The following is an 18333-nucleotide window of genomic DNA, read 5'->3' as shown; positions in this document are numbered from 1 at the left end:
TCAGCCTACTGGCGCGCGGAGACGCGTTCAGAGGATGGCGAGGGAGCTGGCCCGCCAGCGCCCGTCGAAGCCCTCCAGCCGGATCGCCACCGCTCGCGTGCGTCCGGGCCCCGCCACCACCACGACCGCCTCGATGACGTTGTCGACCGGGGCGCTCTCGCGAATCGAGAGGATCTGGAAGCTGGGTCGCGTGGGAGCCTGGTTGCGGGCGCTGCGCGCGCGGGCCGACAGGTTCGCTCGGGTGACCAGGGCGCGGAACGCGTCTTCGCTGAACCATCGTGCGAGCTGATCGACCTCGCGCACACCGGCGAGGACCTCCAGAGCCCCCTGCGTCAGGCTGCGCAGCAGCGGCACCGGATCGGGCAGCTCGGCCGCCGAGGTCGGCTGCGGAGCGAAGTATTCGTTCAACGTCGTCGTCATTGCGCGATACCCCCCGGCGCGTGGTGCTGCTCATCTTCGTAGCGAACCCCACGAAAATAACACAGGGCGTCTGCTGTGCCGAGGGTGTTCGCACCCGGCTGTGGATAACCCGCATCGTCCGGATGTGTTCTCCTCTACTGTCGACAGCGTGGAATGGGAGCATCTCTTCGATGACCTCGAGGGCCAGCTCGCGGCCGAGTGGGAGGCCGAGCGCGCGGCGCTGGATGCCGAGTCCGAGCGGCTGCGCATCTCGAAGCTGACACTGCATGACCGCCTGCGGGCGATGAGCGCGACCGAGGGCAGGATGATGCTCGAACTGGCGGGCGGTGAGCGGTGGGATGCCGTGCTGCGCGTCGTCGGCGCCGACTGGGTCGGCGTGAGCGCGGGCGGGGACTCGCGGATGCGGATCGCCCCGTTGGATGCGATCGAGTCGCTCGCGGTCGACCACGGGACCCTGCTCGCCAGCCTCTCCCCCGGCGCACCGGACAGCGGCCTGCGCGGGCGGATGACGCTCGGGTTCGTGCTGCGCGATCTCGCGCGGCGGCGCGTGCCGGTCACGGTCGGCAGGCGCTCCGGGGATCCTCAGCACGGCACGATCGACCGCGCGGGCGCGGATCATCTCGATCTCGCGCTGCACGATCCGCACGAGCCGCGGCGCGTGCGCTCGGTGCGCGGATTCCGCAGCATCCCGTTCGTCTCGCTCAGCTGGGTGCGCGTGGAAGACGCGTCGGGCGTCGTCTGAGCGGACGGTGGCGGCGAGCGAGCGAGGTCAGTCCCTGCGCAGCGGCGCGGTTCCCCAGACCTCGGGGAAGCTGGCCTCATTGGACTGCCGCCAGAGCGCCATCCGGCGCGCCTCCTCGGACTGCGCGTCGAGGTAATCGGCGAGGCTGGCGTGCTCCACCCGCCAGCGGGGCGGCGATCCGACCTGCGAGCCCCGCAGACGCCCCTCGTGCACGAGGTCGATGACTTCGTCGACCTCGATGCTGAGAAGCTCCGCAACCTGCGCGGGCGCGAGGAAGCGCGGAGTGTCTCTGGGTGCCTGGGACATGCATTCATTCTCCCCCGACGTGGCATGAAAGCCGTCATCGACCGGCCGCTGTGGATAACTTCGGCGGCGGTCGTCCGACTTCTGTGACGATGTCTGCATGATCCGCTCCCGTTCCCCGCGTGCGTTCTTCGGCGATCTGCGATTCCTGATCGGCGTCGTGCTCGTGGTCGCGTCGGTCGCCGGCGTCTGGCTGCTGGTGTCGACCTCGCGCCAGACCACCCCGGTCCTGCAGGCGACGAGAACGGTGCTTCCCGGTGAGACGATCAGCTCGGCGGAGCTCCAGGTCGTCGAGGTGGGGCTCGGCGCGCTCGGCGACTCGTACCTCGCTCCGCAGAGCCTCGAGCCGGGCGCTGTCGCGGTGCGCACGCTCACCGCCGGCGAGCTGGTGCCGCTCGCCGCCGTGGGCGACCCGGACGACCTGCGCACCACATCCGTGGTGATCCGAAGCACCGCCGTGCCGGCCGACGTGACGGGCGGGGCCGTGGTCGAGCTGTGGCATGCTCCCCCGCTCGAGGACGGACGCGCATTCGAGGCGCCGCGGATCCTCGTCGCGGACGCGGTCATCGCGCGCGTCGCCGAGGAGGACGGCATGCTCGCCGGAGCGCGCACAGACGTCGAGGTCGTCGTCGACCGGGACGACGTCGCCGACGTGCTGGCCGCGATCACCGGCGGGGACGCCATCTCGATCGTCCCGACAGGGGCGGTGTCGCGATGAACCTGATCATCGTCGACGACGGCGCCGATGCGGCGCTGCTCGCGACCGATCTCGAGCTCGAGGGGGCACAGGTCACGGTCGTGCCACGCGACGCCGTGCCCGCGCTGCAGCTGAGCGGCATCGACGCGCTGCTCGTCCCGCCGATCCGGTCCCTGCTGACATCCGACCTGGTCAGCGCCTGCGATCGCGCCGGCGTGCGGGTGGTGCCGGTCGGCGCGGCAGACTCACGGATCGCATCGCGCTTCGGCCTGCCCGCACCGCTGCCGTTCGACACACCGGGAGCGCGGGTCCTCGCCACGATCACCGCCGGAGCCACCGCGGACGGGTCCTCCGATCCCGCCCGGCCGCCTCGTGTTCTCGCGGTGTGGGGGCCGCACGGCGCCCCCGGGCGCACCACGATGGCCATCCAGCTCGCCGTGGAGCTGATCCGGGCCGGGCGCCGCACGGCGCTGGTCGACGCTGACAGCGTGGCTCCGTCGGTGGCGCTGCAGCTGGGGCTGGGCGATGAATCCCCCGGTCTCGCGGCCGCGTGCCGGCGCGCCCAGCTCGGCAGTCTGGACGTCGCCGAGCTGTCCCGCCTCGCCGTGCCGCTGGAGACATCGGCGGGCGTGCTGGATGTGCTCGGCGGGCTGAATCGCCCCAGTCGATGGCCCGAGCTCGCCGCCGCGCGGCTGCGCGCCACGCTCGCGGTCGCCCGTGACTGGCAGGACGAGATCGTCGTCGACGTCGCGGCCGCGTTCGACGAGGATGACGATCAGCTCGGACCCGATGCGCCGCAGCGGCACGCCGCGACCGCCGCCGTGCTGCTCGAGGCCGACGCCGTGGTCGCCGTGCTCGGCGCCGACCCGCTCGGCGTCAGCCGGTTCCTGCGCGGGTACACCGAGCTGCGTCACCTCGTGGGCGATACCCCCGTCACGGTCGTGGCCAACCGCGCACGCCCCGGTCCGCTCGGCATCGACGCCAGAGGACAGATCCGTCGCACGCTGAGCCGCTTCGCCGGCATCGACGACGTCGCCTTCGTTCCGCACGACCAGCGGGCGGCCGATGCCGCGGCGCTGCACGCCAGAGCGATCGCGGACGTCTCGCCGCGCTCTCAGCTCGTGAGCGCCGTGCGACGCGTCGCCGCCGGTCTCGGCGCCCGAGCGGAGGTCACTGGCGGTAGCTCGCGAGGAAGTTTCCGAGGCGCTCGACGGCTTCGCTGAGCACGCGCGCCTCCGGCAGCGTGACGACGCGCAGGTGGTCGGGGGTGGCCCAGTTGAACCCGGTGCCCTGCACCAGCAGGATCTTCTCCGACACGAGCAGGTCGTAGACGAGCTTCTCGTCGTCGCGGATCTCGTGCACCTCGGGGTCCAGCCGGGGGAATGCGTACAGCGCTCCCGCCGGTTTCACGCAGCTGACGCCGGGGATGGCTTCGAGTCCTCGCCATGCGATGTCGCGCTGCTCGTGCAGTCGGCCGGTCGGCGCGATCAGCGAGTCGATCGACTGCACCCCTCCGAGCGCAGCCTGCACCGCGTACTGCGCCGGCACGTTCGGGCACAGCCGAGTGGATGCCAGCAGGGTGATCCCCTCGAGGAACCCACGCGCGTGCGAGGTCGGCCCCGTGATGACGACCCACCCCGACCGGTAGCCGGCCACACGGTAGGTCTTGGACAGGCCGTTGAAGGTGAGACACAGCAGATCGGGGGCGAGGGTGGCGGTAGGGATGTGGGTCGCCTCGTCGAAGAGGATGCGATCGTAGATCTCGTCGGAGAGCAGCAGCAGATCGTTCTCCCGCGCGATCTGCACGATGCCCTCGAGAACCTCCCTGGAGTACACCGCGCCGGTGGGGTTGTTGGGGTTGATGACGACGATCGCCTTGGTGCGCGGCGTCACCTTCGATCGGATGTCCTCGAGGTCGGGCTGCCAGCCGTTCTGCTCGTCGCAGAGGTAGTGCACCGGGGTGCCGCCGGCGAGCGATGTCATCGCCGTCCACAGCGGATAGTCCGGGGCGGGGATGAGCACCTCGTCGCCCTCGTCGAGCAGCGCCTGCATGACCATCGTGATCAGCTCGGAGACGCCGTTGCCCAGGAACACGTCGTCGGGGTCGAAGCGCGGGAAGCCGTCGATCTCCTCGTAGCGGCTGACGACCGCGCGTCGGGCCGTGATCACGCCCTTGCTCTCGCTGTAGCCGTGCGCGGTCGGCAGGGCGGCGAGCATGTCGCGCACGATCTGGTGCGGGGCCTCGAAGCCGAAGGTCGCCGGGTTGCCGGTGTTCAGCTTGAGGATCTGATGCCCCTCGGACTCGAGCCGCGCCGCCTCGATCAGTGCCTTGCCGCGGATCTCGTAGAGAACGTTCCTCAGCTTCGACGACTGGTCAAGAGTGCGGCGTGTCATTCCGCAAGGATACCGGGGGCAGACGCAGCGATGCCGCGTGCGACAGCCGCTCGCGGCGGCTGCTGTCGACGTGGGCGTGCGCGAGCCTGCTGGCCCTGTCGCCGTCGCGGTCGCGGATCGCCTCGAACAGCGCGACATGCTCGTCGGCGATGTGCACGAGGTCGTCGTGCTGCACGAGCGACCAGCGCAGGCGGCTGCGGATGCTCTGCATGAGGCCCGCCAGCAGCCGATTGTCGGCGAGCTCCACGACGATCTCGTGGAAGTCGGCGGCAGCGCGGCGCGAGATGAGCCGGTCGTCGTGAGCGGCACTGTCCTGCTCCTCCTGCAGGGCGAGCTGCAGGCGATCCAGGCCGTCACGGCGATGGCGCTCCGCGGCGAGGCGGAACGCCATCGGCTCGAGCACCTGGCGGACCTCATCGAGATCGGCGAGGTCGGCGGCCGTGAACTCGCGGACGATGGCCCAGGTGCGCGGCCGCAACTCGACGAGCCCCTCGGCCTCGAGCATCTTCAGGGCGTCGCGCACCGGCACGCGGCTCACGCCGAACTCGCTCGCGAGGTCGCGTTCGATCAGCTTGCTGCCCGGTTCCCGGTCGCCGTCGAGGATCGCGTCGCGCAACCACGACGCGACCCTGCTGGACTCCAGCTCCCGGTCGTCTGCTCTTCCCACGCACTCATCCTCGCATCCCGACGGGAGAGAAGCCGGTCAGGCGGTCTTGGCCGGCGTCTTCTCCACCCAGCGGATGCCCTCCTTCAGCGTCGGCACGATCTCGGTGCCGATCCGGCGGGCGAGCAGATCGTCGAGCCGGTCGAGCGGGCCGATCAGCGTGCGTCCACCCGCGCGCGCCACGCGGATGGCGGCGTCGATCTTGGGCTGCATCGAGCCCTCGGCGAATGTCATCGCGGCCACGGCGTCAGCGGAGGCGGTGTGGATGTCCCGCTGCTCCGGTGTCCCCCAGTTCTCGCTGACGTAGTCGCCGTCGGTGAGCATGATCAGCGTGTCGGCGCCGATGTCGGCGGCGAGCGCTGCGGATGCGAGGTCCTTGTCGACGACGGCCTGCACGCCCACGTGACGGCCCTTCGAGTCCACGCGAACCGGCACCCCTCCTCCGCCGACGCACACCGCGAGGCTGCCGGCCTCGAGCAGCCGGCGGATCAGCGGTGCCTGCACGATCGCGAGGGGGTTGGGCGAGGGCACGACGCGGCGGAATGCCTTGCCGTCCTTGGCGATCGTCCATCGGTACTCCGCCGCCGCCTCCGCGGCGTCGTGCGCGGAGTACTGCGGTCCGATGAGCTTGGTGGGGCGCTCGAACGCCGGGTCCGACTCGTCGACGATCGTGGTGGTGATGATGCCGGCCACCTCGCGCGCACCGTTGAGCGCGTTCGACAGCTCCTGCTGGACGACGTAGCCGATCATGCCCTGGGTCTCGGCACCGAGGATGTCGAGCGGATAGGCGGCGACGTCCTGGTAGGCGAGGTTCTGCAGCGCGAGCAGGCCCACCTGGGGCCCGTTGCCGTGCGTGATGACCATCTCGTTCTCGCTCGCGAGCGAGGCGAGCGCCTCACACGTGGAACGGACGTTGGCCCGCAGATACTCGGCGGTCATCGGCTCGCCACGCCGCGCGAGAGCGTTGCCGCCCAGAGCCACCACGATACGCATTCTGTCTCCCTTGTTGAGCCGACTTGGTATCCCAGAGTCGAGGATGGTATTCCATCCAGACAAATGGTATACCTATAACCAAGACATTCACAGCGCCCCTTCCTCGACATCCCGAACGAAGCGGACGCCTCGGAGAGAAGACGATGACCCCCGTCGCCACCCCTGTCGCGCTGAGCGCGAGCAGCTGGGATGCCGCGCTTGAGGAGACGCTCTCAGGCGGCAGCAGTGCCCAGCCGCACAGCACCGGCCCTGTCGCCGTCGCGGCCGGCACGCGCGGTGCGGTGCACTCGGTGCACGGCCGGGTCGTCAACCTCCGCGTCGGCGACGGTCTGATCGCGTTGGCGCACGAGTCGCTCGACGACGCGCCGTGGACGGTGCGTCTGCACGCCGCGGACTGGTCGGCGCTGAGCGGGGCGCGAGTCGGAGACGACGTCCGGATCACGAGGAACGCGCTGTCATTGTCCGGCGGAGCGCTGGTTCGGGTTCTGCTCGCGCCGGATGGCGCCCGGTCGCTCACGCCCGACGCCGGCGTCCCCGTCGGCCTCCCCGCCGCGCTGGCAGTACTGGACGGGGTGCCCTCGCCGGCCGCCAGCACGCCGTTCGGAGCACTCGCGGCGGATGCCCTGAGCGTCGGCATCCGTCGCCTGACACGCACCGCGCGCGCCCTGCTCGACGGCGAACCGGACGCGGCGGAGGCGACGACGGCGGCCGCGCTGCGTCTGCTCGGCCTCGGCGAGGGCCTCACCCCGTCGGGTGATGACGTGCTGTCCGGACTCGCCTTCGTCGCCGCGCACCCCGGCTTCGGGCTCACTGCGCTGCGGCATCCGCTGCGTCTCGTCGCCGAATCCGCTGAGCAGCGCACCACGCTGCTCAGCGCCGTCACCCTGAGCGCCGCCCTCGAGGGTCGCGCGCGGGCGCGCCTGCACGATCTCGTCGGCGCGATCATCGCCGGCGACGAGCGGGCGATCCACCGCGCCGCCGCGCACACGGCCGAGATCGGCCACACATCCGGGCACGACCTGCTGACCGGCATCCGCCTCGGCGTCGTCCTCGCCCTCGACATCCCCCGACCCTCACCATTCACCGAAGGAGATCACCGATGAGCACTGCGACCACGATCGAGGAGCGCTATCTCGACAGCGCCGCCGCCGGAGACCTGGGCGGCGTCCGCGCCGCCCTCGCCGACGGCGCCGACCGGAACGCGGTGGACCGCGAAGAGGCCTCCGCGATCCTGCGTGCGGCCCGCGGCGGCCACCTCGAGGTGGTGCGCGCGCTGATCGCCGAGGGCGTGGACATCGACGCCCAGGATCAGACCTGCTCGAACCCGTTCCTGTACGGCTGCATCAACGACGATCTGGAGCTGGTGAAGACGATGGTCGACGCCGGCGCCGACCTCAAGCGCCTCACGCGCATGGGCGGCAACGGCCTGACCCCGGCCGCCGAGAAGGGTCATCTCGAGGTCGTGCGCTACCTGCTCGAGAACACCCGCATCAACGTCAACCTCACCAACAACCTCGGCTGGACCGCGCTGATCGAGACCATCATCCTCGGCGACGGCGGCCCGGTCCGCCAGCAGATCGTCGAGCTCCTGCTCGCCCACGGCGCGAAGCCCGGCATGCCCGATCCGTGGGGCGTGCCCCCCGTCGAGCTGGCGCGCGAGCGCGGCTTCGACGAGATCGTGGCGATCCTCGAGAACCACCAGGCCTGAACGACATTCCGGAAGGGAAGACGATGACCAGACACATCGAAATCAGGAAGAACACGTACCTCGACTCGGTCTCGCTCATGTCGATGAGCACCAAGGCCAACGCCGTCGAGGGCGTGACCCAGGCCCTGCTGGGCATGGCCACGCCGATGAACAAGGAGGTGCTCGCCAACGTCGGCGTCGATGACCCCGCCGTGGACGACGCGCGTCCCAGCGACCTGATGATCGTGATCGACGCGAGTGACGACACGATCGAGGCGGCGATCGAGGCTGTGAACGACATCCTCGCCCGCAAGGACAAAGGCGCCGCCGCAGCGCACGAGGTGCGCTACCGCACTCTGGACGGCGCGTTCTCGGAGGCACCCGACACGAACCTCGTGCTGATCTCGGTCAACGGCGCATTCGCCGCTCGGGAGGCGCGCAAGGCGCTGAACGCCGGGAAGAGCGTGATGATCTTCTCGGACAACGTCCCCGTCGAGGACGAGCTCTCGCTCAAGCGGCTCGCGCACGAGAAGGGCCTGATCGTGATGGGGCCCGACTGCGGAACCGCCATCATCAACGGCACCGGCCTCGCGTTCGCCAACGCCGTGCGCCGCGGGAGCATCGGCATCGTCGGAGCCTCGGGCACCGGCAGCCAGGAGGTCTCGGTGCGCATCCACGACTTCGGCGGCGGCGTCTCCCAGCTCATCGGCACCGGCGGCCGCGACCTGTCCACCGAGATCGGCGGCATCTCGATGATCGACGGCATCCGCGCGCTCGACGCCGACCCCGAGACGAGCGTGATCGTGATCGTCTCCAAGCCCCCGGCCGAGGACGTCGCCGAGAAGGTGCTCGCCGTCGCCGGCGAGGCGTCCAAGCCGGTGTTCGTCACCTTCCTGGGGTCGGATCGCACCGAGTCCGGCTACGACAACGTGACCATGGTCACCGCCGGCACCAAGCCGCTGGCCATCGCCGCCGTCGTCGCCTCGGGCATCGACGAGTCGACGCTCGACAAGCACCCGCTGAACATCCCGCTGGTCGAGGAGGTGCGCGCCAAGCTCGCCCCCGAGCAGAAGTACGTGCGCGGCCTGTTCTGCGGCGGCACGCTGTGCGACGAGTCGATGTTCGCGGCGCTCGCGAAGTACGACAACGTGTACTCGAACATCCAGAAGGACCCGGCTCGCCGCATCGGCGCGACCGACCCCTCGCGCGAGCACACCTTCCTCGACATGGGCGACGACGACTTCACCAACGGGCGCCCGCACCCGATGATCGACCCCTCGCTGCGCCTGCAGCGGATCGTCGAAGAGGCCAAGGACCCCTCGGTCGGCGTCATCGCGATGGACTTCGTGCTCGGTTTCGGCTCGCACGCCGACCCGGTGGGCGTGACGATCCCCGCGATCACCGAGGCCAAGGCCATCGCCGCCGAGCGCGGACACCACCTGGAGATCCTCGGCTACGTGCTGGGCACCGACCTCGACACCCCGGCTCTCGCCGACCAGGTCGCCCAGCTCGAGGCCGCCGGCGTGACCATCGCCTCCTCCTCCACCAACCTCGGGCTGCTGGCCCGTGAATTCGTCGCGAAGGGTGACAACTGATGAGCGTCAACGATCTGTTCTCCTCCACACTGAGGCCGGTGAACCTGGGTCTCGACATGTTCGCCGATGATCTCAGGGCACAGGGCGTCGAGCCCGTGCTCATGGACTGGACCCCGCCGGGTGGCGGCGACCCCGACGTCGTCGCCGCGCTGGGCCGGCTCGAGGATCCCGCGATCGCCGAGAAGATCGACGCGGCCAACCAGGTGGCGCTCGATCGCATCCTGTCGGCGCAGCCCTTCCTGGAGGGCTTCGGCCAGGCGATCGACACCGTGCCGGGCATGACCGCGAAGACGATCCTGCACGCGGGTCCGCCCATCGAGTTCACCCGCATGTCCGGCCCGATGAAGGGCGCCGTCACCGGTGCACTCGTGTTCGAGGGCCTGGCGAAGGACGTCGACGAGGCGTTCGAGCTCGCCGCCTCCGGCGAGATCACCTTCTCGCCGTGCCACGAGCACCAGTCGGTCGGCTCGATGGCCGGTGTCACCAGCGCCAGCATGTGGGTGCACAAGGTCACCAACCGCACACACGGGAACACCGCGTACACCAACCTGTCCGAGCAGCTGTCGAAGATCCTCCGCTTCGGCGCCAACGACCAGTCGGTCATCGATCGGCTGAACTGGATGCGCGACGTGTTCGGACCGGTGCTCGCCGGCGCCATGGCGCTGAACGAGGACGGTCTCGATCTGCGCCTGATGCTCTCGCAGGCGCTGCACATGGGTGACGAGGCGCACAACCGCAACGTCGCCGGCACCACCCTGCTGATCCAGGCACTGGCGCCGTACATCCTCGAGACCGACTTCACCACGAAGGAGAAGCGCGAGGTGTTCGACTTCGTCGCCTCCTCCGACTACTTCTCCGGACCGACCTGGATGGTCGCGGCGAAGGCGTCGATGGATGCCGCGCAGGGCGTCGAGAACTCGACGATCGTGACCACCATGGCGCGCAACGGGGTCGAGTTCGGCATCCGGGTCGCCGGCACGGGCGGTCAGTGGTTCACCGGCCCCGCGCAGGAGGTCATCGGACCGATGTTCGCCGGCTACACCCGCGAGGACTCCGGGCTCGACATGGGCGACTCGGCCATCACCGAGACCTTCGGGATCGGCGGCTTCGCGATGGCCGCAGCCCCGGCGATCGTCGCCCTGGTCGGCGGCACCGTCGAGGAGGCGATGGGCTACTCGCGCACCATGAACGCGATCACCACGGGCAACAACCCGAACATCACGATCCCTGCGCTCGACTTCATGGGCGTGCCCTCCGGCATCGACGTGCGCAAGGTGATGGAGACCGGCATCCTGCCGATCATCAACACCGCCATCGCGCACAAGGACCCGGGCATCGGCATGATCGGCGCGGGTATCACGCACCCGCCGGTCGAGGCCTTCCAGAAGGCGCTGCGCGCCCTCGTCGACACGGTGAAGCCATGACCGCGCTCGCGCCCGCCGTTGCGGGATCCGAGCTGAAGTGGTGGAAGAAGGGTGACATCGCGGCGTTCTTCGCGCTGTTCACCAACAACCTGACGAACATCATCACCTTCACGGCCCTGCTCACCATGGCCGGCCTGCCGGTGAGCATGGTCGTGGGCAGGATCGCTCCCGCGTTCGGACTGGCGATCCTGATCACCTCGTCGATGTACGTCTGGTTCGCTCGGCGGCTGGCGGCCAAGGAGGGTCGGGGCGACGTCGTCGCCCTGCCCTCGGGCCCGAGCGCGCCGTCGATCTTCACCGTGACCTTCCTCGTCATCCTGCCGGTGTACTCCACCACGCAGGATGCGGAGCTGGCGGTGGGCATCGGCCTGGTGTGGGGCTTCCTCGAGGGACTGATCCTCTTCGTGGGATCGTTCTTCGGCGACCTGCTGCGCCGCGCCGTGCCCCGCTCGGTGCTGCTCGCGTGCCTGGCGGGCCTCGGGCTGCTGCTGCTGGCGATGAACCCGATGCTGCAGACCTTCCAGTTCCCGGTGGTCGCCTTCGTCGTGCTCGTCATCGTGTTCATGAACTGGTTCGGCCGCGCGCCGTTCCTCGGCAGGGTCCCCACCGGGCTGCTGCTGCTGATCGTGGGTACGGCCGCTGCCTGGGCATTCGGGCTGCAGACGCCCGAGGCCGTGCAGTCCGCGCTCGTGTACGCCGGCTGGCACCCGCCGCAGGTGGCCATCGGCAGCTTCGTCGAGGGTGTCGCGCACTCCGCACCGTACCTCGCCTCGGCCGTGCCGCTGGCGCTGGCGAACTACGTGTTCGACCTGGAGAACATCGAGGCCGCCGAGGCCGCGGGCGATCACTACCGGGCGCGCCCGGTGATGCTGGTCAACGGCGGAGCGACGATGATCGGCGCTCTGATGGGCAACCCGTACCCGGTGACGGTGTACATCGGCCACACGGCGTACAAGGAGATGGGCGCGGGCATCGGCTACACGATGCTGAACGGCATCACGATGTTCGCCGTGGGCCTGTTCGGCATGAGCGCCCTGCTGCTGTCGGTGGTCCCGATGGCGGCGATCGCGCCGATCCTGATCTACATCGGGATCGTCACCGCCGCGCAGTCGGTGCGTGAGACGCCGAAGGTGGAGCTGCCGGTGATCTTCGTCGCACTGTTCCCCTGGATCGCGAACTGGGCCAACAGCCTCGTGGGCAACACCCTGAAGTCGGTGGGCACGAACGCCGCCGAGGTGGGTGCGGACGCACTCAACTCCGCGGGCACCTACTTCTCGGGCATCTCCACGCTCGGCAACGGCGCACCGCTGTCATCGCTGCTCTGGGGCATGATCGCGATCTTCGCGATCCGCAACAAGCCGATGCTCGGTGCGATCGTCAGCGGGCTGGCCGGCATCCTCGCCTTCTTCGGGGTCATCCACGCCGCCGTGCCCAGCCTCCCGCAGGCCTGGGATCTCAGCGACTCGCATGTGATGTTCCTCGTGGCCTACCTCATGGTCGCGGCGCTGTTCGTGGCCAAGTGGATCCAGGATCGCACCACCGGCACGACCGTGACCTTCAGCGATACCGACGAGATCACGCTCAGCAGCGCCGTCTCGCCGTCGCTGATCCAGTCCACCAGGGGCTGACACGAAGGCGGGTCCGGGCGCGCACCGAGCCCGGACCCGCCGGATACCGCAGAATCGGTGCACACGAGAACGGATGGCCATGTCCTCCCCCACCATCGATTCCGCGCTGGTCGATCCCGGTGCCGACCGGATCGCCGCCTACGCGGCGCGCGGCTACGCCGACGACGTCCTGCCGATCCGTCCGAAGGATCGCTCCTGGAAGACCCCGCAGTTCATCACCGTCTGGATGGGGCCGATCCACAACATCCTGTCGTACTTCACGGTGATGACCTTCTTCGCCCTCGGGCTCAACGCGTGGCAGGTGGTCGCGGCGATCATGACCGCCGCAGTCATCGTCTCGATCGGGTACGTCCTCAACGGACAGGCCGCGGCGAAGTACGGGGTGCCCTTCGCGATGCAGCTGCGTGAGGCCTTCGGCCACAAGGGCGCACTGATCCCCACCTGGGTGCGCGGCATCATCGCCGGATTCATGTTCTTCGGCATCACCAGCGTCTCCTCCGCGCAGGCCTTCGACGTGGTCTTCGAGACCATCTGGCCCGGCTTCTCGCAGATCGGCGGCGGCGCCGACATCCTGGGGCTGCCCATCCCGACGGCGATCTCGTACGTGGTCACCTGGATCATCACCGTCGGGCTGTTCCTGGGCGGGCAGGCCTTCCTCGGCAGGTTCAGCAACTGGGCCAACCCGGCCGTGTACATCCTCGTGGTCATCGCCGTCGTCCTCGCGATCGTCAACGCCGGTGGCCTCGGCGCGGTGTTCTCCACTCGTGTGGTCGACGCCCCCGTCACCCCGCTCATCTTCATCACCTGCGTGTCGATCCTGGTGTCGAACTGGGCGGGTCCCATCGTCAACACCGGCGACTACACCCGCAACGCCACCTCGATGAAGGCACCGGCGATCGGATTCCCGATCGGAGTGATCGGGTCGTATCTGCTGTTCGCCCTGGTCACGGTCTCGTTCGTCGCGGCGCTGCAGGTCGTCTCCGGCGGCGACGTCGACATCAACCGCCCCGGAGTCTTCATCCAGGCCATCAACGAGGGCGTCGGCAATCCGTTCGTGGTGGTGCTGCTGATCCTCGCGATGAACGTCGGCGCCATCGCGTTCGTGGTGTTCGGCAACATGCTCCCGGCCGGGCTGCAGCTGACCGCACAGCTGCCGAAGGTGTTCACGCTGCGTCGCGGCGCGATCCTGGCCGCGGTCATCGGCACGCTGATCGTGCCGTGGAAGTTCGTCGAGAACACCGACGCGCTCTTCCTGTTCTACTCGCTGATCGGGTCGATGTTCGGTCCCATCGTGGGCATCATGCTCGCCTCGTACTTCCTCGAGCGGCGGCGCACCCTCGACATCGAGGGCATCTACGCCGACTACCGCGGCGGAGAGAAGGGCTCGCTGCCCGCCTACAACTGGCGCGCACTCGGCGTGCTCATCGCCAGCTTCGCGATCACCATGGCCGGTCGCCTGCCCGGCATCGCGTCGGTGGAGTTCTTCGTCCAGGCGAACAACCTCGCGTTCTTCTCGGGCCTGATCATCGGCTTCGCCGGGTACACCGCCCTGATGCTCATCGCCCGTCGCGGTGGCGGCCGATCGACCGCCGCCTGAGCGCGGATGAGTCACGACGAAGACAAGACAAGAGAAGGAGACAGAGATGACAGAGCACACCCCCTCCCCCGAGACGCTGGACGCCTACTTCGCGCCCGCCGTGGCCGCGACCCTGGAAGGGCTGCGCGCCGGCACCGGCGGGCCCTTCGGCGCCACCCTGGTCGGTCCGGACGGCGAGATCGTGGTGGCGGTCGGGAACACCGTGATCAAGGACACCGACATCTCCGGCCATGCCGAGATGGTCGCCGTCCGCGAGGCCTGCCGCAAGCTGAACACGCTGGACCTGTCCGGCCACGTCATGTACGCGACGTGCGAGCCCTGCCCGATGTGCGTGGGCGTGATGATGTGGGCGGGGATCACCACCTGCTACTACGCCTCCACGCACGTGGATGCGGGCGAGAACGGCTTCAGCGACGTGCACCTGCGCCGTTACCTCGACGGCAGCGACACCTCGACGCTCGACATGGTCCACCTCGAGTCCGGTCGTGAGGACTGCGCATCGATCTGGACGGAGTTCCGCGCGCTCACCTCCTGATCCGGATGCACGAAGGGCCGGTTCCGTCAGGAACCGGCCCTTCTGCCGTACCGGCTGCTACTTCTTCTTCTTGCTCTGCGCCCGGCGCTGCTCGCGGTTGCCGGCGGGCTGCTCATCGGCATCCACCGACTGGCCGAACGCACCGCGCGCAGAGGCGCGGGCGGTGGCGGCCTTCTGCACCTGACCGCTCTCGTTGCGCACCTCGACGTCGCCGGCGTCGTTCGGCGCCGAGTACTCCAGCTTCTGCACGGGCTGCTCGTCGACCAGACCCTTGGCCTCGACCTCGGTGTGGTCGTCGCCGGCGCGACGCACCTCGACCTCGAGGTTGAAGAGGTAGCCGACCGACTCCTCCTTGATCTGACCCATCATCGCCTGGAACATCGCGTACCCCTCGCGCTGATACTCGATCAGCGGGTCGCGCTGCGCCATGGCGCGCAGTCCGATGCCGTCCTTGAGGTAGTCCATCTCGTAGAGGTGGTCGCGCCAGCGCCGGTCGAGCACCTGCAGCACGACGCGGCGCTCGAGCTCACGCGTCGCGGCCTCTCCGAGCGCCTCCTCGCGCTTCTCGTACGCGATCCGCGCGTCGGAGAGCAGCTCGCGCTTGAGACCCTCGGCGGTGATGGCGCCCTTGCGGTCTCCGGCCTCGGCCACGACCTCGTCGATCGTCACGTCCATCGGGTAGAGCGTCTTGAGCTCGGCCCACAGCGCGTCGAAGTCCCAGCTCTCGGTGTGGCCGGTGCTCGTGTGGTCGTCGACGATGCCGCCGATCGCGTCCTCGATGAAGTGCTGCACGCGGTCGGCGATGTCGTCGCCGTGCAGGATCTGACGACGGTCGGCGTAGATCGCCTCGCGCTGACGGTTCAGCACGTCGTCGTACTTGAGCACGTTCTTGCGCATCTCGGCGTTGCGCGCCTCGACCTGCGACTGGGCGCTGCGGATGGCGCGGCTGACCAGCCCCGACTCGATGGGCACGTCGTCGGGGAAGTTCGTGCGCGCCAGGATCGCTTCGGCGGCGCCCGACTGGAACAGACGCATCAGGTCGTCGGTGAGGCTGAGGTAGAAGCGGCTCTCGCCGGGGTCTCCCTGACGGCCCGAGCGCCCGCGCAGCTGATTGTCGATGCGCCGCGACTCGTGGCGCTCGGTGCCGAGCACGTAGAGGCCGCCCGCCTCGGCGACCTTGACGCCGTCTTCTGCGACCTGCTTCTTCATCGCCTCGTAGGTGTCGTCCCACGCGGCTTCGTACTCCTCGGGCGTCTCCTCCGGGTCGAGACCCTTGGCCTTGAGCTCCTGCACGGCGAGGAACTCGGCGTTTCCGCCGAGCATGATGTCGGTGCCTCGACCGGCCATGTTCGTGGCGACGGTCACCGCCCCGAGCTTCCCGGCGAGCGCGACGATCTCCGCCTCGCGTGCGTGGTTCTTCGCGTTGAGCACCTCGTGCTTGACGCCCTTCTTCGCGAGCAGCCGCGACAGGTACTCGCTCTTCTCGACGCTCACCGTGCCGACGAGCACCGGCTGACCGGCCTTGTGGCGCTCGGCGATGTCCTCGACGACCTGCGCGAACTTCGCCTGCTCGTTCTTGTACACGAGGTCCGGCTGGTCCTTGCGGATCATCGGGCGGTTGGTCGGGATGGGGACGACGCCGAGCTTGTAGGTCGACATGAATTCGGCCGCCTCGGTCTCGGCGGTTCCGGTCATGCCGGCGAGCTTCCCGTACAGCCGGAAGTAGTTCTGCAGCGTGACGGTGGCCAGCGTCTGGTTCTCCGCCTTGACGGGGACGCCCTCCTTGGCCTCGATGGCCTGGTGGATGCCCTCGTTGTAGCGTCGCCCGACGAGGATGCGGCCGGTGTGCTCGTCGACGATCATGACCTCGTCGTTCATCACGACGTAGTCGGTGTCGCGCTTGAACAGCGCGATGGCCTTGATCGAGTTGTTCAGGAACGAGATCAGCGGGGTGTTGGCCGACTCGTAGAGGTTGTCGATGCCGAGGTAGTCCTCGACCTTCTCGATGCCGGGCTCGAGGACGCCGATGGTGCGCTTCTTCTCGTCGACCTCGTAGTCGACGCCCACCTCGAGCGTGCGCGCGATCTTCGCGAACTCGGTGAACCAGCGGTTCGCCTCGCCGGAGGAGGGGCCGGAGATGATCAGGGGTGTGCGTGCCTCGTCGATGAGGATCGAGTCGACCTCGTCGACGATCGCGAAGAAGTGCTCGCGCTGGACGAGGTCCTCCTTGCGCCACGCCATGTTGTCGCGCAGGTAGTCGAAGCCGAACTCGTTGTTCGTGCCGTAGGTGATGTCGGCCGCGTACTGCTGGCGGCGCACCTCCGGGGTCTGGCCCGAGACGATGGTTCCCGTGGTCATGCCCAGGGCGCGGTGCACGCGCCCCATCAGCTCGGACTGGTACGAGGCGAGGAAGTCGTTCACCGTGATGACGTGCACCCCCTTGCCGGCGATGGCGTTGAGGTACGAGGGGAAGGCGGCGACGAGCGTCTTTCCCTCACCGGTCTTCATCTCGGCGATGTTGCCGAAGTGCAGCGCGGCACCGCCCATGATCTGCACGTCGTACGCGCGCATCCCTAGGGTGCGGCGGGCGGCCTCGCGCACGGCGGCGAACGCCTCCGGCATCAGCTGGTCGAGGGTCTCCCCCTTGTCGAATCGCGCGCGCAGCTCGGCTGTCTCGTTCCGCAGCTCGTCGTCGGTGAGCTTCTCGAAGTCGTCTTCGAGCGCGTTCACGGCCTTCGCGATCTGCTTGAGCCGACGGAGGATGCGTCCCTCGCCCGCGCGCAGCAGCTTCTCGAGAGGATTCGCCACGGATGTCTCCCTTGGATATACGTCCCGGAGCAACGGTCTGCACCGGACATGCTTTGCCATGTTACCGGCGCGTGACCTGCGCACGCTGTGCACCCGCGGGTCGGCGCACGCTCACGGCGAACGGACACGCCGCGCGAGCTCCCGCCGGGACTCGATGTTTCCGGATATGCATATACCGAGAAACGCAATACCGGCGTGGCCGGTCGAGGAGTCGCCATGTCCGTCCGCCAGAGCCTGCTCGCCATCCTCGATCAAGGACCGTGCTACGGCTATCAGCTGCGCTCCGAGTTCGACCGGCGCACGGGTTCCACCTGGCCGCTGAACGTGGGCCAGATCTACAACACCCTCGAGCGACTCGAGCGCGACGGGCTCGTCGCCAGGGGCGCAGTCGATGAGCACGGTCACGTCTACTGGGAGATCACGCCCGCGGGGCGGGCGGAGGTGCGCACCTGGCTGGATCGCCCGGTCGAGCGCGGGCACGGCACGCGCGACGAGCTCGCGGTCAAGCTGGCCGTGGCGGTCACGCTGCCCGGCGTCGACGTCGCGCGCGTCATCCGGCACCAGCGCACGGCGTCGCTCGCCCGGCTGACGCGGCTGAACGACGCCAGGCAGAGCGCCGACGGCCCCGAGCAGCTCGCGCGCTCCCTGGTGGCCGACTCGGTGATCTTCGCCGCCGAGGCCGAGCTGCGCTGGCTCGATCACATCGAGCAGCGTCTCAGCGAGCATCCGCAGCACGCGCTGCAGCTGGAGCTGTCGACCGAGCGCCCCAAGCGCGGGCGTCCGGCGAAGGCGCTCGCCTGAGCCTGCGCCCGCGGCATCCGCCCGGAGAGGGCGGTGTTCGCGAAC

At 69.1% G+C, this 18333-nt stretch carries 17 protein-coding genes; 11 read left to right on the top strand and 6 right to left on the bottom strand.

Going from position 1 to position 18333, the window contains the following annotated elements; translation table 11 throughout:
- Positions 1–27 precede the first annotated feature (27 nt).
- Positions 28–420 (bottom strand): Rv3235 family protein, encoded by a 393-nt coding sequence (locus AB0O65_RS04260; protein WP_071641457.1) that lies wholly within the window; start codon positions 418–420, stop codon positions 28–30.
- Between the two features lie 148 nt (positions 421–568).
- On the opposite strand from AB0O65_RS04260, the gene AB0O65_RS04255 reads away from it, so the two are divergent.
- Positions 569–1162 (top strand): hypothetical protein, encoded by a 594-nt coding sequence (locus AB0O65_RS04255; RefSeq protein ID WP_363383301.1) that lies wholly within the window; start codon positions 569–571, stop codon positions 1160–1162.
- Between the two features lie 27 nt (positions 1163–1189).
- On the opposite strand, the gene AB0O65_RS04250 is transcribed toward AB0O65_RS04255, so the two are convergent.
- Entirely contained in the window at positions 1190–1468 is a 279-nt protein-coding gene (locus AB0O65_RS04250) for a helix-turn-helix domain-containing protein (RefSeq protein ID WP_191711816.1), read from the bottom strand.
- 97 nt (positions 1469–1565) lie between these two features.
- Here AB0O65_RS04250 and AB0O65_RS04245 point away from each other — a divergent pair, with 97 nt between their 5' ends.
- Both AB0O65_RS04245 and AB0O65_RS04240 read left to right on the top strand, forming a co-directional pair.
- On the top strand, positions 1566–2183 hold the full coding sequence (locus tag AB0O65_RS04245) for an SAF domain-containing protein (protein WP_363383299.1): 618 nt from the start codon (positions 1566–1568) through the stop codon (positions 2181–2183).
- Positions 2180–3385, top strand: a complete 1206-nt coding sequence (locus AB0O65_RS04240; RefSeq protein ID WP_313477881.1) for a hypothetical protein — start codon at positions 2180–2182, stop codon at positions 3383–3385. The genes AB0O65_RS04245 and AB0O65_RS04240 overlap by 4 nt, the downstream gene beginning before the upstream one ends.
- Here the strand turns inward: AB0O65_RS04240 and AB0O65_RS04235 are convergent.
- From AB0O65_RS04235 to AB0O65_RS04225, 3 genes are read right to left on the bottom strand one after another with little or no spacing between them, the layout of a single operon-like run.
- Entirely contained in the window at positions 3333–4556 is a 1224-nt protein-coding gene (locus AB0O65_RS04235) for a pyridoxal phosphate-dependent aminotransferase (protein ID WP_071641467.1), read from the bottom strand. The two genes, AB0O65_RS04240 and AB0O65_RS04235, sit on opposite strands and share 53 nt — an antisense overlap.
- Entirely contained in the window at positions 4537–5223 is a 687-nt protein-coding gene (locus AB0O65_RS04230; RefSeq protein ID WP_071641470.1) for a GntR family transcriptional regulator, read from the bottom strand. The genes AB0O65_RS04235 and AB0O65_RS04230 overlap by 20 nt, the downstream gene beginning before the upstream one ends.
- 36 nt (positions 5224–5259) lie before the next feature.
- On the bottom strand, positions 5260–6213 hold the full coding sequence (locus AB0O65_RS04225) for a carbamate kinase (protein ID WP_071641471.1): 954 nt from the start codon (positions 6211–6213) through the stop codon (positions 5260–5262).
- 143 nt (positions 6214–6356) lie between these two features.
- Here AB0O65_RS04225 and AB0O65_RS04220 point away from each other — a divergent pair, with 143 nt between their 5' ends.
- The 7 genes from AB0O65_RS04220 (at position 6357) to AB0O65_RS04190 (ending at position 14679) form a co-directional block, all read left to right on the top strand.
- Positions 6357–7316: a DUF2877 domain-containing protein gene (locus AB0O65_RS04220; RefSeq protein WP_363383296.1), complete on the top strand. Its 960-nt coding sequence runs from the start codon at positions 6357–6359 to the stop codon at positions 7314–7316.
- Positions 7313–7921: an ankyrin repeat domain-containing protein gene (locus AB0O65_RS04215; RefSeq protein ID WP_363383294.1), complete on the top strand. Its 609-nt coding sequence runs from the start codon at positions 7313–7315 to the stop codon at positions 7919–7921. Before AB0O65_RS04220 ends, AB0O65_RS04215 begins: the two co-directional genes overlap by 4 nt.
- Positions 7922–7944: 23 nt before the next feature.
- Positions 7945–9495 (top strand): acyl-CoA synthetase FdrA, encoded by a 1551-nt coding sequence (gene fdrA, locus AB0O65_RS04210; RefSeq protein WP_071641477.1) that lies wholly within the window; start codon positions 7945–7947, stop codon positions 9493–9495.
- A complete protein-coding gene (locus AB0O65_RS04205) occupies positions 9495–10919 on the top strand; it encodes a DUF1116 domain-containing protein (RefSeq protein ID WP_191711822.1) in 1425 nt (474 codons plus the stop codon). The genes fdrA and AB0O65_RS04205 overlap by 1 nt, the downstream gene beginning before the upstream one ends.
- Complete coding sequence (locus AB0O65_RS04200) at positions 10916–12547, top strand: hypothetical protein (protein WP_363383291.1); 1632 nt, start codon at positions 10916–10918, stop codon at positions 12545–12547. Before AB0O65_RS04205 ends, AB0O65_RS04200 begins: the two co-directional genes overlap by 4 nt.
- 79 nt (positions 12548–12626) lie before the next feature.
- Positions 12627–14144, top strand: coding sequence for a cytosine permease (locus tag AB0O65_RS04195; RefSeq protein ID WP_363383289.1), 1518 nt, complete (start codon positions 12627–12629; stop codon positions 14142–14144).
- A gap of 46 nt (positions 14145–14190) precedes the next feature.
- The gene (locus AB0O65_RS04190) at positions 14191–14679 is read left to right on the top strand and encodes a nucleoside deaminase (RefSeq protein WP_083428614.1); all 489 of its coding nucleotides are present in this window, start codon (positions 14191–14193) and stop codon (positions 14677–14679) included.
- A 57-nt stretch (positions 14680–14736) separates the two neighbouring features.
- Here AB0O65_RS04190 and secA read toward each other — a convergent pair whose 3' ends face one another.
- On the bottom strand, positions 14737–17487 hold the full coding sequence (gene secA, locus AB0O65_RS04185) for a preprotein translocase subunit SecA (RefSeq protein ID WP_363383287.1): 2751 nt from the start codon (positions 17485–17487) through the stop codon (positions 14737–14739).
- A 216-nt stretch (positions 17488–17703) separates the two neighbouring features.
- Here secA and AB0O65_RS04180 point away from each other — a divergent pair, with 216 nt between their 5' ends.
- The gene (locus tag AB0O65_RS04180) at positions 17704–18288 is read left to right on the top strand and encodes a PadR family transcriptional regulator (protein ID WP_313477860.1); all 585 of its coding nucleotides are present in this window, start codon (positions 17704–17706) and stop codon (positions 18286–18288) included.
- Positions 18289–18333: the final 45 nt, after the last annotated feature.

The sequence above is a fragment of the Microbacterium sp. NPDC077391 genome (assembly GCF_040686955.1).
GTDB classification, from domain to species: Bacteria; Actinomycetota; Actinomycetes; order Actinomycetales; family Microbacteriaceae; genus Microbacterium; species Microbacterium commune.
Note: the sequence above shows the minus strand (reverse complement) of the source record. Positions and strands in the feature narration are given on the sequence as shown.